This window comes from Pseudomonas helleri, from assembly GCF_009600315.1.
GTDB lineage: Bacteria > Pseudomonadota > Gammaproteobacteria > Pseudomonadales > Pseudomonadaceae > Aquipseudomonas > Aquipseudomonas helleri_A.
Genome location: NZ_WIWC01000047.1, coordinates 1 through 15,139, shown reverse-complemented (window position 1 = coordinate 15,139; position 15,139 = coordinate 1). Strand labels below are relative to the sequence as shown.

12 protein-coding genes are annotated in these 15,139 nt (G+C 55.8%); 1 reads left to right on the top strand and 11 read right to left on the bottom strand.

Going from position 1 to position 15,139, the window contains the following annotated elements; all coding sequences use genetic code 11:
• Window positions 1-44: 44 nt before the first annotated feature.
• From GHN86_RS20390 to GHN86_RS20375, 5 genes are all read right to left on the bottom strand, one after another.
• Window positions 45-2,297, bottom strand: a complete 2,253-nt coding sequence (locus tag GHN86_RS20390; RefSeq protein WP_153381818.1) for an ATP-dependent DNA helicase — start codon at window positions 2,295-2,297, stop codon at window positions 45-47.
• The gene (locus tag GHN86_RS20385) at window positions 2,294-3,946 is read right to left on the bottom strand and encodes a VRR-NUC domain-containing protein (protein ID WP_323369501.1); all 1,653 of its coding nucleotides are present in this window, start codon (window positions 3,944-3,946) and stop codon (window positions 2,294-2,296) included. Before GHN86_RS20385 ends, GHN86_RS20390 begins: the two co-directional genes overlap by 4 nt.
• 147 nt (window positions 3,947-4,093) lie before the next feature.
• The gene (locus tag GHN86_RS20380; protein ID WP_228384952.1) at window positions 4,094-5,056 is read right to left on the bottom strand and encodes a hypothetical protein; all 963 of its coding nucleotides are present in this window, start codon (window positions 5,054-5,056) and stop codon (window positions 4,094-4,096) included.
• Entirely contained in the window at window positions 5,031-5,540 is a 510-nt protein-coding gene (locus GHN86_RS23740) for a hypothetical protein (RefSeq protein WP_228384953.1), read from the bottom strand. The genes GHN86_RS20380 and GHN86_RS23740 overlap by 26 nt, the downstream gene beginning before the upstream one ends.
• 307 nt (window positions 5,541-5,847) lie before the next feature.
• A complete protein-coding gene (locus tag GHN86_RS20375; protein ID WP_153381824.1) occupies window positions 5,848-6,870 on the bottom strand; it encodes a zinc-dependent alcohol dehydrogenase family protein in 1,023 nt (340 codons plus the stop codon).
• A 263-nt stretch (window positions 6,871-7,133) separates the two neighbouring features.
• Here GHN86_RS20375 and GHN86_RS20370 point away from each other — a divergent pair, with 263 nt between their 5' ends.
• On the top strand, window positions 7,134-8,048 hold the full coding sequence (locus GHN86_RS20370) for a LysR family transcriptional regulator (RefSeq protein ID WP_153381826.1): 915 nt from the start codon (window positions 7,134-7,136) through the stop codon (window positions 8,046-8,048).
• A 20-nt stretch (window positions 8,049-8,068) separates the two neighbouring features.
• Here GHN86_RS20370 and GHN86_RS20365 read toward each other — a convergent pair whose 3' ends face one another.
• The 6 genes from GHN86_RS20365 to tssA are packed head-to-tail and all read right to left on the bottom strand — an operon-like array spanning window position 8,069 to window position 14,631.
• Window positions 8,069-9,220: an OmpA family protein gene (locus GHN86_RS20365; RefSeq protein WP_153381828.1), complete on the bottom strand. Its 1,152-nt coding sequence runs from the start codon at window positions 9,218-9,220 to the stop codon at window positions 8,069-8,071.
• 29 nt (window positions 9,221-9,249) lie between these two features.
• Window positions 9,250-9,684, bottom strand: a complete 435-nt coding sequence (gene tssE / locus GHN86_RS20360) for a type VI secretion system baseplate subunit TssE (protein ID WP_153381830.1) — start codon at window positions 9,682-9,684, stop codon at window positions 9,250-9,252.
• A 3-nt stretch (window positions 9,685-9,687) separates the two neighbouring features.
• Window positions 9,688-10,221, bottom strand: coding sequence for a type VI secretion system lipoprotein TssJ (gene tssJ, locus GHN86_RS20355; protein ID WP_153387208.1), 534 nt, complete (start codon window positions 10,219-10,221; stop codon window positions 9,688-9,690).
• On the bottom strand, window positions 10,202-11,299 hold the full coding sequence (gene tssG, locus GHN86_RS20350) for a type VI secretion system baseplate subunit TssG (protein WP_153381834.1): 1,098 nt from the start codon (window positions 11,297-11,299) through the stop codon (window positions 10,202-10,204). The genes tssJ and tssG overlap by 20 nt, the downstream gene beginning before the upstream one ends.
• The gene (gene tssF, locus GHN86_RS20345; RefSeq protein ID WP_153381836.1) at window positions 11,263-13,032 is read right to left on the bottom strand and encodes a type VI secretion system baseplate subunit TssF; all 1,770 of its coding nucleotides are present in this window, start codon (window positions 13,030-13,032) and stop codon (window positions 11,263-11,265) included. The genes tssG and tssF overlap by 37 nt, the downstream gene beginning before the upstream one ends.
• 24 nt (window positions 13,033-13,056) lie before the next feature.
• Entirely contained in the window at window positions 13,057-14,631 is a 1,575-nt protein-coding gene (gene tssA, locus GHN86_RS20340) for a type VI secretion system protein TssA (protein WP_153381838.1), read from the bottom strand.
• Between the last annotated feature and the right edge of the window lie 508 nt (window positions 14,632-15,139).

The window sequence follows — 15,139 nt, the reverse complement described above, 5'->3', positions numbered from 1 at the left end:
CTGCATGCGTCAAGGACGACGCAGTGTGCCATAAGGTCGCAGGTTCAACCCAATTGCCACCAACTGGGCAATAACTGCTGCACCTTGTGCTCGGCAAATCGGTCGTCGATCAAAAACAACGTGCCTTGGTCGCTCTGGGTGCGAATCACCCGTCCCGCTGCTTGCACCACTTTTTGCACGCCCGGGTACAGGTAGGTGTAGTCATAACCGGCGCCGAACAGCGCTGCCATACGCTGTTTGATCTGTTCATTGACCGGGTTCAATTGAGCCAGTCCCAGGGTCGCGACGAAGGCGCCAATCAACCGGGCGCCGGGCAGATCAATGCCTTCACCAAACGCGCCGCCCAATACGGCAAAACCAATACCCTGACTGGCGTGGGTGAATTGATCGAGAAACCCTTGGCGCGCCGCCTCATCCATTCGCCGTGATTGCACCCACTGCGGGATGTGCGGATAACGCTCGGCGAGCAGTTGGGCGACTTGCTGCAAGTAGTCAAAACTGCTGAAAAACGCCAGATAGTTGCCGCCGCGCTCCGCAAACTGACGGGCAATCAGCTCCACAATTGGGCCCAGCGAAGCCTCACGATGGTTAAAACGCGTCGAAATTTCACTGACCACATGCACTGCCAATTGCTGCGCCTTGAACGGTGACTCGACATCGATCCACACGGTGTCGGCCGGTAAACCCAGCAAGTTGGCGTAATAGGTTCGCGGGCTCAACGTGGCCGAAAACAGCACATTGCTGTGCGCACTGCCCAGCCGTGGGCCGATAAAAGCCGCAGGCACAATGTTGCGCAGGTTGAGCTGGGACAGACGACGTTTGCCGTGCTCATGCAGGCTGACATCAAACAAGAAATGCTCGTCAAAGAGTTCCGCTACACGGTTGAATTGCAGGGCTTCGAAGTAGAAACCTTGCAAATCGCCTGCAAGCCCTTGCGGATGATCGTTGAGGTAGTCACCGATGGCGGTGATACACGCGCTCAGGGCATTCAGCCATTTGGCTGGCACCTGTGAATGCACCTGATAAGGCCCGATTTGCTCCTTGTGCAGGGCATTCCACTCCCGGTTCAGGCGCTTGAAGGACTTGTCCAAGACTGCCGGGGCATTTTGCCGAACGCGGTTGAGGCTTTGCTGATCGAGGCTAGCGCTGTACATCTGGCGGGCACGCTCGACCAGATTGTGCGCTTCGTCCACCAATGTTCCGACCTGCCATTGATTGGCCTGGGCAAGCCCATACAGCAACGCCGTAAAGTCGAAGTAATAGTTGTAATCGGCAATGATCACATCTGCCCAGCGTGCCATTTCCTGACTCAAGTAATACGGGCAGACCTGATGCGCGAGGGCGACTTCGCGCATGGTCAGCTGGTTCAGCGTGGCTTGCGCCACCGCGGCCAGTCGCGCGGCGGGCAAGCGGTCATAAAAGCCTTTGGCCAACGGGCAGGCATCGCCATTGCAGGCGTTATCAGGGTATTCGCAGGCCTTGTCCCGCGCGACCAGTTCCAAAACCCGCAAGGGCGCATCGGTGCCGCGGGGATAAAGCACTTGCAGCGAGTCGAGGGCCAACTTTCGCCCCGGTGTCTTGGCGGTCAGGAACAACACTTTGTCCAACTGTTTGACAGGCATGGCCTTGAGCAGCGGAAACAAGGTGCCAATGGTTTTGCCTATCCCCGTGGGGGCTTGCGCCATCAGGCAGCGGCCACCACTGGCGGTCTTGTAGACCGCTTCAGCCAGCGCCCGTTGGCCGGTGCGAAACTGCGCATGGGGAAATGCCAGCGTGCGAGCCGCGTCATCCCGCACCTGGCGATGCTGCGCTTCCTGTTCGGCCCAGGCCCCAAAAAGCGTGCATTGCTGGTTGAAAAAATTCTGCAACTGCGCAGCTGTCCAGGTTTCCTGAAGACGTGTTTCCTGTTCGCTGACGATATCGAAATACACCAGCGCGATAGTTACCTCGGGTAATTGCAGGCTTTGGCACACCAGCCAGCCATAGACCCGAGCCTGAGCCCAATGCAGTTGACGGTGATTGGCCGGGATGGCCTTGAAGTCACCGCGATAGGTTTTCACTTCTTCGAGCACATTGCCCAGCGGGTCATAGCCGTCTGCCCTGCCCCGTACCTGCACGCCGGCGTATTCACCTTGCAGGCTTAATTCGGCTTGATACCCGGCGCTGCGCCGTGACGCGACCGTGCGATGCCCGGCAATGCCCTGTTGCGCCGTGGGCGAAGGCGTAAAACGCAAATCCAGATCACCGGCCTTGGCCGTGAATTCGCACAAGGCGCGCACTGCGATGCGATAGGTCATGGGCCCGCCACTTCCTGCCACTGCACGTAACACACGGTCACCGGCATGCGGTGTTGCTCGCACAGCGTCAACCAGCGCAGCTGGTTATCTTGCAGGCGATCACCCGGGCCTTTGACCTCAATCATGCGGTAGGTTTTTTGCGCTGGCCAAAACTGGATCAGGTCAGGCATGCCGGTACGGTTGGCTTTTATGTCCTGCAACAAACGCTTAAACCAGACCTTTAAATGAGCAGGCGGCAGGCAGTGCAATGCGTCATCAAGCAGGGATTGACTGAGACAGCTCCAAGCGACAAAAGGCGACTGAATACCAAATTTGGCCCCGTAGGCCGCTCGTATGGTGTCCTTGTAGCGTTCATCTTCAAGCTGTTGCAGGCAGGCATCAAACAGCTCGGCACGGCGCAGGTAAAAGTCCTCATCCAGCAAGTCAGCGGGGCCGCTCTGATAGGGATGAAAAAACGCACCCGGCAGCGGCGCGAAGATCGCAGACCAGCACAACAGGCCGAACAAACCATTGATCAGCGTATTCTCGACGTAGTGCACCGGCTGTTCAGGCCCGTGCAGATGGCCAGCGACCCTGCACTCTACCGATAGCGCGGCGTCGTGGGGCAATACCAGATCGAGGCGATCATGGCTGCGCGGCTTGGCTTTTGCGCGAGCGGTCAGTCCAAGGGTGCGCCGCAATCGCGGCAACATGCGCAACAGCTGTTGATGCTCGGCATCCGTGCCAGGCGCCTGCTCTGCCGCTTCTGCCAGGGCCAACGCTTCTGCAGTCTGGCCCAGCCGCTCCAGCACCCTGATCGTACGCACCCGCGCCTCAGGGTGGCGACTGTGTGGATAGATTTGCAGGGCCCGGGTCAGCTCCCCCGCGCGCTCGCAGTGCTGACCGAACTGGAACAACAAACGCCCACGACGTCGCTGTAGCCAGGGATTTTGGACGCTGTACCCGAGTACGTGAGGCAGCACCTCAATCACGTTGACACCGGCTTCAAACTGCTCGCGGCAACGGTACAGGTGCAGATAACCTTCAATATCTTCACGGCAAGCCAGCGCCCGTGACTGCGGGCTGAACGCAACCTTCTCGTAGGTAAAAAGGCCCAGATCGGCCAGCACAAGGTCAGCCCAACTCTGGCTCAGATTGCCAAAAAACATCAGCCGCAGACGATCGCACACTGCACGATGGCTCAGGCTATATAGCCGTTCCGCCAGTGTTGGATGCCACTCACTGAGGCTCTGAACTTGAGGGAATTGAGGGACCAGGTCTTCCAGCCACTGATCTTTTTTGGCCTTGGGCCGGACGATGTGCTGGTTGAACCGGGCCTGAATCTCGGGCTTGCTCAACACCTCGAACACCTCCGGCAGAGCGAGGGGTGCCTGATCAGTGAGCCAGCCCATACCCAACAGAGGCGCCGCTGCCTGGCAGGTATCGCCAATCTCCGGGTAACTGAGCTTGCTGGCTCGAAAATGCTGACCTTTGCGCATGACCATCCGCACCCATAGCGCTTGTGATGCGCTGGGCAACTGGCCAAATTCACAGATGAACTGCTGCTCTTCAACCGTTAATACATCGTCATAGCGCGCGCAAATCCAGCCGAGCACATGATCAAAGTTTTTCAGGTAATAAAAGGGGTCTTCAAGGGGATTGGAAATCACAGGCAGAACAAACCACTGACTTTAGGTACTGGATATGCGTACAGATAGCAGTTTGCTCCCCGCTCTGGCAACCCGAAGGGATGAGCGGTTGCCTTTCGTGGTGCCCGCCAATCTGGCTGACAGACACCCAGTCATGCTGTGAACCGTCTATGGCAATGTCCACGGCTGTTTGTGCGGATCGCTGGCCCACAAAGAGGTCATCAAGGAGTTGTCCTCCCGGAACTTGACGTGTTGCATGCGATACAGCACCTGAAGCGAGCTAAGTGGCAAGCCACTGATCTGCTCAAGCCAGGTCACGTCGACCGGCGTCGACAGCGGCTTATCCATCATCATTTGATGGTACTCATTGATGAATTGCAGTTTGTCCGGGTAACAGTTGCGTAAAAAAAACTCGAGGTTCTGACCTTCATTGATAAAGGGCGAGTACATAAAACAGCTCAGTTGTACTTCACTGACACCGTGCAGTTCGTCCAGGTATTGGGCCGTTATCAAGCGTAATTTGTCGATTCGTCGCGGGGTATTGAACGCAGCCCCCAACAGCTTGATGAGGTGCCCTTTGAGGCGTTCGTTCGGGGGGTATTGGGTCACCGCCTGCTGCCAATACAATTCAACACCTGCGCTATAGGTCAGGCTTTGTTCGCAGGCTGCACGCAAACCCTGAAGATGAGCGGCCAACACGACCACCGCCACTTGTGGTTCTTCGATATCCAGATCATTGAGTGCAAATGAGCCGTTCAGGTAGGTGAGTAACCTTGAGTTGAACATGTCTATGTCCGTGAACAGGCAGTCAAAGATATTAAGCACGGTGATATTTTTACCGTCAGCAAGGGGCCTGTAAGGCTGATCATTGGGCGGCAGGCACAATACCTCCTTGTAGTCGTCGTCGAGAAAGGAACACAACCTGACCGAGGCTTGCAGGTCATCGCGATTAGCCGGCTGGCCGGCATGCCCCCGCTGGCTTGCCACACGCTGAATCCAGGCCATATAGGTACCCAAGTGCGTGGGCGGGCGCCGGTCGATGATTGCATCTGCCGGTTGCCCCCATTCAACAGCACTGCTGAAGAGTTTTGCCCGTGCCAATAAATCAGCATAAAAAAGTGCCGCGCGCATCGCCTCGGGTCAAATGGCCGGACATCAGCATCATTATTCTGGCCCTTGCTGAAGGTTTACGGGTACCGACCAGATGTTTGTCCAGCCTGCGAACGCCATTGTCGTCGACCGACAACAACTCAACGCGATGGTCGTCATACAGGAACAACTCATCGCATTGAGCTTGTATCCGCTCCAGCACCCTTGGCGTCAGACGAGGCTGGTGCAAGATGGCCACGCGCAATATGAAGGTCTCCGGATGGCGCCCCGCGATACTCAACTGAGCGGCACGCAATAAAGCCAGTGTATAAGCGCATTCCCTGCCCCCCTCAAGCACAACCATGACCCGAAACTGAGCGAGTCGCTCCATGCCTCCGGCAGCTACCTGTAAACGCTGAATCAATAGTTGCAAGGCAATGCGCTCAGTACGTTCCAGAAACCCCTGTAACCGGTGCAGCACTTGCTGATAAACAAAGCTCATGGCTTGTTCATGAAAATTGTTCATAGGGCATCCCTCCATGTGAGCGCTTTATTATCAGCAGCTGCATCCGGGACGCCCACACTTAACTTGAGGTTTCAATCCGTTACAGATAGACCGCACATCCGCAGAGGAATTACCCTACAAAAAACAACATCAAATGGATGCCAACCATATTTTTAATTATCCATTCGAATATGAAAATAGCTGAATACGAGATGTGGCTGAGGGATGTGCGGCCGTAAATATCAATTTTTTCCGCAGGGTCTACATACACAAACGCCCTCGAACTCAGGGTTCAAAGGCGTTTTTTTGGAGAGCGTGATGGCGAGTTTCAGTTGGCGAGCAATTGCAACGCAACCCGACCGCGACAAGGGCAATCATCCATGTAGCGATGCGCGTCTACAAAAGCTTCAAACGGAAAGACTTTGACCTCCAGAGGCAACAGCACCCGGTCAGCCGTTAGCTGGTTGATTTCGCGCAGGGCCCGCTGCATGGCTTGCTGATCCTGAGTGATGCCCAGTTCCGGCTTGCCGGTGAAATTACCAATGCAGTGCACAAAGAACTGAATGTTCTTCTGAAACGCTGCGCAAGCCGGAAAGGGTGTGTGATTACCCCCTTGCAGCCCATACAGCACAAGGCTGCCACGGGGCGCCAGCACATCACCCAGCACCGACATCTGAGGGCCACCGAGGCCATCCATGACCACATCGACGCCTTTGTCGTTTGTGATCTTGTTGATCTCCAGTAACAGGTCTTGCTCCTCGGTGACGATCACCTTGTCAGCCCCGAGTTTGAGCAGGTATTCGCGCTCTTCTGCATTTTTGGTGGCCGCAATAACGTTGACCCCCAGTGCCTTGCCCAACTGCACGAATGAAGGGCCGGAACAGTGGCTGGCATCGGTAATCAGCACGGTTTGCCCGGCCTTGACCCGCGCCAGATCGACATACGCGAAATAAGCGATCAGCAGCGGCGTGTAATGCACGCTGGCTTCTACGGGCGTCAATACGTCGGGGTAGCGCGTCAGCGTGGAACGCGGCATGACGATCAGTTCGCCATAAGTTGGGTAATCGTTGGCACTCTGACCGGGAAAGCTGGCCACTTTGTCGCCAACAGCAAGATCGTCCACCCCTGCCCCGACGGCGGTCACAATACCGGCCATCTCATGGCCGATACCGGCTGGCAAACGTGCAGGGCTCGGGGCCAGGTTTTGCCGCCAAAGCACGTCATACCAACTGATACCAATCGCCTCGACACGCACCTGCACTTCGCCAGGCGCAGGCGCAGCGACTTCGTGCTCTTCGCACTGGAGCACCTCGGCCGGACCAAACTTGTGAAAACGGATCGTGCGCGACATTGCAAACCTCGCCTTATTAATCGCTAATACCACGGGACTTTATCCGGGCTTTGCGGGCAAGACTAACAGACAGCATTAATAGTCGACATGCCTGACATTGATCCGCAGGCATTTTCTGCATCAGGAAAGCTTTATTTCCCGTTCAAGATGCGCCCTTTCTCATGCGTAAAAACGCGAAATCCTATCTACAGAGTGACGATCCAGCCGTTTTGTCAGTAAGATCCTTACCCTTCTACCGTTGATCCGCCTGCGAAGTCTGCCAGATGAACCGTAACGACTTGCGTCGCGTCGATCTGAATTTGCTGATCGTCTTTGAAACCCTGATGCATGAGCGCAGCGTCACCCGAGCGGCCGAAAAGCTGTTTCTGGGGCAGCCTGCCATCAGCGCGGCACTCTCACGCCTGCGCGGTTTGTTTGATGACCCACTGTTTGTGCGCACCGGCCGCAGCATGGAGCCTACGGCACGGGCGACCGAGATTTTCGCCCTGCTGTCCCCGGCGCTGGACTCCATTTCAACCGCTGTCAGCCGTGCTGCAGAGTTCAACCCGGCCACCAGCACCTCGGTGTTCCGCATTGGCTTGTCCGATGACGTGGAATTCGCCCTGTTGCCGCTGTTGCTTAAGCGCTTGCGTGCCGAGGCACCGGGTATCGTGTTGGTGATCCGCAGGGTCAATTACATTTTGATGCCGCCGTTGCTGGCTAGCGGTGAAATTTCGGTGGGCGTCAGTTACACCAGCGACCTGCCTGCCAATGCCAAACGCAAAATATTAAGGCGCAGCAAGCCCAAAATGCTGCGCGCCGACACCATGCCGGGGGCTATGAGCCTGGACGACTTCTGTGCCCGCCCCCACGCATTGGTGTCCTTTGCAGGTGACTTGAGCGGCTTTATTGACGTTGAACTGGAGAAACTCGGGCGCAAGCGACATGTGGTGCTGGCAGTGCCGCAGTTTAATGGCCTGAGTACCTTACTGGCCGGCACCGACATCATTGCCACCGTGCCGGATTACACGGCTCAGGCCCTGACTGCCGCGGGCGGCGTGCGGGCCGAAGACCCACCACTGGCGATGCAAAGCTTTGAATTGCACATGGCTTGGCGCGGCGCTCAGGACAACGACCCCGGTGAACGCTGGCTTCGCTCGCGGATTCAAATGTTTTTTGGGGATCCGGAGAGCTTGTAACTGAACTCCAAAAACTGTCATTAACCGCTGCTCACGGTTTCAGCGATCACTTCTGACCGCCCACAAGCCCCTGATTGTGGCACAAGATAGATATCGACACGCCGGTTGGCCACTCGGCCCAATTCGGTGTCATTGCTGACAATCGGCTGACTGGCGGCAAATCCCTTGACGGCAAAACAACTGTCAGCGATGTCGCTCATACCCTGCATCCAATCACGAACGGCTGTTGCACGAGCGCGGGACAGTTTCAGATTCTGCTCCGGGTTGCCTGTGTCGTCGGTATGCCCTGCAATAACAATCAGCCAGCCGGGTTGAGCCTTGATATCCATCAACGCATTGATCAACACCTTGGTCGAGCCCGGCTTGAGTTCGGCGCTGCCTGCATCGAACAGAGACAGGCTCGGCAGCCGCACCGGCTTGGACATCAAGCGCTCATTCTCCTGGCTAGCCAACCAATGCCGCCATCCAACCCCACTGACCAAAAGCAGGCACGCGATCACTGCCAATAGCCAAAGTGCGACACGACGTGCCTTTACAGATGATGTGCGCCTAGAGACATCGGGTATAGGCATAGCGGGCAGGATCACCACAGGCATCACACCGGCTGGCTCAGGCATGTGCGACGGCATGTGCAGGGCTGAATGGGTCACGGTGTTCCATTGCAAGCGCTGAATGAGGCTGCTGATTTGTTGGCGCAGAGCCCGCAATGCAACCAGAGAGTCAAAGCCCTGAACCGTCAATTTTTCGTCCAGACGCCCCAACTCGCCGTACAGATGCGACAGTGCAGGTCGACTCCATGAGGTTATCTCAAGGCTGCGCAGTAACGGCTGCAACTGTGCGAACAGCCCGTTCAGAATGTCCAGACGCATGGACATCATCACTGGCCAAACACGCGACTCTTCAATGCAAAGGGACTCGATCAAGGCGATTCCTTGCGCCATGCCTTCCAGACCGTAACGGTGACTTCTTGCCAAGGTAAAAAAAGCAACTGTGTTTAAGTCCGCCCCATTTTTCTGGAACAACGCCAGACACAATGTCTCGACTTTGCCCCAATCCAGATCTGGACAGGCCGAATGATTCAGTTTGCTCACTTCATCAAGCAATGCGCTGAATTCGCTATAACCACGCGGATCAGTGCCCACACGGATATGCATTTCAAACAATCCCGTCATGCCAGTTTCCTTCCATTACAGGTTCAAGCCTATGACAGGTAGTTCAGTCGCTTCAGGTGGCGTACCAGGGCTTTGCCTCCTGCCGCCAGCGTCGTGCCAAAGGTCATTTGCTGTCCTCCTTTGAGCTTCACGTCCAGGGCGTAGTCCAAATGTCCCGGCATTACTTGCGCCAACAGCTCAATACTCACAGCGTCCAGACGCGGTTCATATTTGAGCAACGTGTCACGCATCGTATTCATCAGTCCATGTGCTGTGCCCGGCAGCCCCTGCAAAATAAACCCCATGTCCGGCAACCCGTAATCAGGTAAATGACTGAGTGTGCCCGCGCGGCTATTGAGGATGCGTTGAATGTTGTCCATGACCGACAAGGTGTACTGGTCTTCTTCGCTGACCCGAAACAGGTCAAGCTCGCCGTCGAAATTGTGCAATAGCATTTCATAGAGCGAAGGATTGGACTCAGTCATGGCTCAGTCCTTCGCCAAAGGACGCAACGTCAAACGGTTGTCCCCCAACTCAATCACTCGCGGCTGATCAGGGTCCAGGTCATCGCGAGTCAATATCAGCCGCCAGGTGTTCGTCTGCGCATTGGGCGTTCGGAACAATGCCACCACCGCAACGAACTGGGCTTGCTCTTGCAGAGGCACGTTCAATTGAACCCCTTCCCCGGGCTTGACGACCACCGCCTGGGTGCCCAGCAACTCACTGCCCAGTTTGTCGTCATCACTGACCAGAAGATCGTAAGTGGCCATTTCGACCGCCTTTTTGTCACGCAACTGGTAGACCCGAACCAGCGTGGGTACCGATAAGGCACTCATTTCTGTGGTATCTGAGTTCAGGGCCACTCTGGCGCTGAAGTCCAGGTGCAAGGTTTTCACGTGCTTATAAAAAATGGCCTTTGCAGTGGACACCGTGGCGTCTGTTACCTTCTGGGTAACTCCACACCCGCCTAGCAGTGCAGCGCACACCACCATCACCCCTACATTAAAAACGGTACGCGACATGCTCTGTCTCTCTATTCCTGGGATTGCTCTGTAGGCCTTGATAACGGCCTAAATTGATCGTAACGGTCTCGTTATCGTCCTTCTGCAAGGCGTCTGATCCGAGCCCTAACATTCCTGTGAGGCCCAGATACACGGGTGAACCGCCGAGTACTGGCAAGGGCAAACAACGCACCGGCAGCACCAGCTGAAGCTGTGCAGTGCAACGCCAGCCCAGATAAACACGCAACAACACCAGCAGGTCTTTGTGCAACTGACTACCCGGCAACCAGCCACTGGCTTCCCGCGTATCCACAGTGAACAAATTCAGAAGTAACTGAGTATTGGCATCCTGCCCTGTGCTGCCCAAAGGCGTGCCCTGAGACAAGCAAACAGGGTGTTGGGTGGAAAGACTGGCGGGTTGAATCAGTGCAATTTTTTTCGGCCAGTGTGGCGTTACCTGAGTTTTGGTGTTGGGTGCCAGTAACCTCACCAACGCCCTGATGCCTTCAGCATTGCGGGTCGGCAAACGCATCACGCTAAGCAACGCCAAAAATCGTGAGACAGGCGTGGCAATTTGTTTGGCGGTACCGGGGATTCCCAAACCAATCAACCCCAGCAAGCACTGCGATGTAGCATCCGCTGCGCCAGACTCGAACGTGGCGGGATACGAATATTTGCGCCAGATCCGGTAGAACTGGGTAAATATCCGGTGATTGAAAATGTCGAGAAAGGACTCCAACGCCTCGTGCCCTTCACGACGCTGAGCAATGTCATCCACAAAAGCTGTCGGTAAAGGTGAATCCACGCCATAAAGCCCCAGCAAACGCGTGCGTACCGTAGCCGGACGCTCGGGGTGATCCGGGTCGATTTCTATTGCTTTGAGCTCGCCCGCCGGAAACCCCATGCCTGGATCGGGGCGAAAACGCACCGGGTCATCCGCCGGGTGCGCGGTGCTGCCCAAAGGCGGGTGATTGGGTAATGCTTGTTCAAGCAGCTGACAGAAGCGATACAGGTTGGCCTCAGCCACCCGCCCCTCCAGTGCCTGCAGCAAACCGCCGGCCTTCAGCCGGGAATTCGCTGACTGTGGTTCTCGTTCCATCGCAGGCACTTTCCAGTAGGTTGCAGGATCAGGGTGAGCTGATTGAATAGGTGGATGTCGGCGTACAAACCAAAGAACCGATGAAGCATTTCACCGAACAGGCTTATATCGCCCTCACCCGAGAACCCATTGACGTCCAGAGTGACTTCGATCTCCACGCCCCGCAGCAGAAAGCCTTTTTCGAACCGCTGGATAAGGTGGTGACTGACCTCAACAATTGCCGCCAAACGACGTCGATTCAGCTCGCTACCCGTCCAGTCATACAATGCCAGGGTGCCGCGCAAGACTTCGGCGCTGTCGAGCATGGGTAAAAAGTTGGACCCCAAATGGCTCAACACTCGCCAGTGGAATCGATCGCGGTTCGGTGGGTAGCACGGCAAGGTGGGTGCACACAGATTGCGCACTCGCAAGCGGGTTTGAGTGGATTGTGCAGAGGTATCCAGCAGGGTGCTTTGCAGAGCTTTGCGCGGGAGTTGCCCGTGAGTACCGGTCAGCTGCAGTGACAGGCTTTGAGCTCCGTTGAGGCAATCATTATCAAAACCCTCACCGCCCAGAATCAGCCACGTGTCATGCAGACCATTGGCCCCCCGTTTCAAACGTGTGTGGAAATAACGCTCCGGCGCTTCGTCGCGCAACATACCGCCCTTATGCTGAAAGCTTGAGAACGGCACATAGTCTTGACGTTCAGCATTTTTTGACGCAGTGACCTGATCAACCGAATAGATTTCGATATGACCGTCCTGCAAACGCATGGGACGTAGCAGATAGTCGCTCTGCAAGGGCGCTATCGCTAAAGGATCCGCCTCAAGCGTGAATAAATTGATCACGGGCACGGCATGCAATCGTATGTGCTCAGCACTCAAGTTGAACGAGTGAGGCCATGACTCGCCAAGCACCACATCCAGTTCAAACCAGGTCGTACTCGGGCTAATGGCCAATTGCTCAAGACCGCAGAGCGTCACAAACATGAACTTCTGGGGAAAGGTGAAATACTCAAGCAGGAGTTGATAACCACTGAATGCGCTATCACCCTTGGGCCAAAGACAATCTTCATCGGCAAAGCCTTTAGGCGAAAAGTAGCCTTCCAGAGGCTGGCGATCTGTTTGACCCGGTCGACGAACATACAACGCTTGAGTATCAAGGGTCAGTGCCTTGTGCAGCGCGCTGGCCATCGGGGCATCAGCATTCAAGTAGAGCGGCAGGCGACTCAAATCTATCGGCCCACAGTCCGTCAGGTCACCACACGCAAAACGCAGCCGCAGCACTGAGCGACCGTCCGGTTCATGAGCCACTCGCACAGCTTCCAGGCTCAACGGGAGCAGGCTCACATCCTGGGTCGTGGTATAGCGGCACTGTGTGCGCTGTGGGCCTATGGGCTGCGACAACACTTCAAAACCTTGAGCGATGACCTCACTGCGCTTCATTTTCTCAAGCTCAGGCTTAAGCTCAATCACTGACAGTGAGGGAATCGTACGCAAGTAATGTGGCCATAGCAGGCTCACCAAACCTTCGGTCAGCTCCGGCAAGTCGTCGTCCAACTTCTCACGCAGACGCCCCATCAAGAACGCGAAGCCCTCAAACAGACGCTCCACATAGGGATCTTGTGCACCCGGTTTGTCCAGGTTCAAATGCGCCGCCCGATCAGGGAAGGCGTCTGCGAACTCTTTGCCGGCTTCGCGCAGATAACGCATCTCGGCATCGAAATATCGCAGTGTCAGATTGTCCATGCTCAAAGATAGATTCCAGTTCAGTAAGAGTTAACCGCAGAGCACTGCTGCGCGCACCGGATCAATAGCCACCAGTGCTGCCAGAAGTACCTCCATACGCCGAGCCAGCGCGGGTTTGTCGGCATCATTACGCTGCGCTTTCAAACGCAACAGCTTGAGCAGACGTGCCTTGACCTCAAAATTAAGCTCGGGCTCCCAGTCAGCCAGTGCATGGCGTTGCGCCGTGGTGTCCAGTTCGCCCAGGAGATGCAGGGCCAACTCGCTCTTGCCATATTGCTCAGCCACTCGCGCCATCAGCAGACGTAACAACCAGCGCTGGTGGCCGCTTTGAATACCGGAACGTGCAGCGAGCCAGGCTAACGCAGCTTCTACGCCGTCGCTGTCAGCCTGCGCCAATGCCTCAGCCTCCAGCGACAGGACTTCGGTATCGCCAGTGGCGTTGACGGCTATCGGCGCAGGCATCCATTGTTGGGAGCCATTACCGCAGACATGCTGGTTAATCCACGCGAGGGTGGTTTCGTCGGCGAACGGAGTGCCGTCGCTCCAACGCATGCTTTCCAGTCCCGGTAAACGATCAAGGAACATGCCCAAATCACGCTGGGTGATATCGGCCCATTTATTCTGTGGCGCCGGCAACTCACCGAGCGCCTGGAACAGATACCACTGAAGATCCAGCCAGAAATGGTTAACACCCTCGGCGTAAACGCGCTCGACCTGATCCAGTAGCTCGGTCCAGTTACGCTGCAGATATAGCCGTTTGAGGTGACTCCGGTTTTCTGCTCGTGGCGCCACTAACCCCGTATTACCGTTGGCGCCCTCAAGGGGAGTCTGATGCACCGTGTCCCACCGCAGACTTTTCATCAGCCGGTGAGCGGCCAGCCAACCATCAGGCTGATCGCGCAAATACTCTGCCAGCGCCCGACCGCTATCCAACAAATCACGCCCGGACTTGATGGAGGCCACAGGCAGCCCATTTTGCTCATGACTGGAAGTGTTCTGCGGCACCAGCGCGTCCACTCCACCGGACTGCGCCAGCCGAGCAGACAACGCGCCATACAAAGAATCCAGAACAGGACGCTGATCTTGCGGCCAAACACTCAGGCTGCGCTCCAACCAAGCCAGCGCCGCCACCGTGCGCTCAGACTCGCTCTTCACCACCTCTGGATATCGCGACAGGCAGTCCAAAACCTTATTGCTGGCCACCCACTCCAACGCAATCTTGCGACTGTTGGCCCGCACAGGCAGAACGTCAGCGGGATAGCGTTCAACCAACGCCGCCAGCAGGCTAAGACCCTCTGCCAAACCCGCCTCGCCTTCCGACTGCAAACGGGCCCACAAATAATAGGTACCGATGCGTAAGTCCTTGCAGCTATCGGTCAATAATTTCTCTGCCAGGCGAATGACCAGATCAGGATCCGCGCCGGAGAGCTTGTTGACTTCCTCACGCATGCACTGAAAGTCATCGTCGTAACCGGGGTCTTCGCCTACCGGTGATTGCGCACTGATGGGCTTGAGCAAAGGTTGCCAGCGTTCTACGTGTTCTTGGGAAAGAGCCAAGACGTCACGATCACCAAAGCAGCGGGCAATCAAGGTACGTAAGTTCATCCATGGTTTCCAAATTGCATATAGGGTTGAGCCACACACATGCACGAGTGCGGCAACTGCGCGCACAACATGACCCATTCAGACTGAGTTACACGTACTTCCAGTTGAAGAGAACCACGGACCTTCAAAACCGTAATATCGGTGAACGCTATAACCGACAACTTCCAATGATGATGATTGCGATTACAAACGCACCCAGGCCTCACTGCGGCCTAAGTAACGGTTCAATACACTGGACATGCACAGACCTCTACACATTAAGGTTTATCAGGAATGTGCGTGTCAGAAGATAACAGCCAAGGCGTAGTTCTTAGCACTTAAAACCCAATGAAAGTCACCTTTATATAGGTCGAATTTTCATCCGGCGTGGATAATGAGTCATCCGCATGTGTCATTCCATCCCATAAATTGCAGGGCAGACTTTTCTTTAAGATGGCGGTTGCAGGAGCTGAGTGCAACACGGTTATTGAATTGACGCAGGAGCATCATATTGCATAGCCAAGGCTTT

What these genes read in the sequence shown, in the direction of transcription:
- GHN86_RS20390 (WP_153381818.1), bottom strand. Translation starts at nt 2,297, where the DNA reads ATGACCTATCGCATCGCAGTGCGCGCCTTGTGCGAATTCACGGCCAAG.
- GHN86_RS20370 (WP_153381826.1), top strand. Translation starts at nt 7,134, where the DNA reads ATGAACCGTAACGACTTGCGTCGCGTCGATCTGAATTTGCTGATCGTC.
- tssJ (WP_153387208.1), bottom strand. Translation starts at nt 10,221, where the DNA reads ATGTCGCGTACCGTTTTTAATGTAGGGGTGATGGTGGTGTGCGCTGCA.
- GHN86_RS20375 (WP_153381824.1), bottom strand. Translation starts at nt 6,870, where the DNA reads ATGTCGCGCACGATCCGTTTTCACAAGTTTGGTCCGGCCGAGGTGCTC.
- tssE (WP_153381830.1), bottom strand. Translation starts at nt 9,684, where the DNA reads ATGACTGAGTCCAATCCTTCGCTCTATGAAATGCTATTGCACAATTTC.
- GHN86_RS23740 (WP_228384953.1), bottom strand. Translation starts at nt 5,540, where the DNA reads ATGAACAATTTTCATGAACAAGCCATGAGCTTTGTTTATCAGCAAGTG.
- tssG (WP_153381834.1), bottom strand. Translation starts at nt 11,299, where the DNA reads ATGGAACGAGAACCACAGTCAGCGAATTCCCGGCTGAAGGCCGGCGGT.
- tssA (WP_153381838.1), bottom strand. Translation starts at nt 14,631, where the DNA reads ATGAACTTACGTACCTTGATTGCCCGCTGCTTTGGTGATCGTGACGTC.
- GHN86_RS20380 (WP_228384952.1), bottom strand. Translation starts at nt 5,056, where the DNA reads ATGCGCGCGGCACTTTTTTATGCTGATTTATTGGCACGGGCAAAACTC.
- GHN86_RS20365 (WP_153381828.1), bottom strand. Translation starts at nt 9,220, where the DNA reads ATGACGGGATTGTTTGAAATGCATATCCGTGTGGGCACTGATCCGCGT.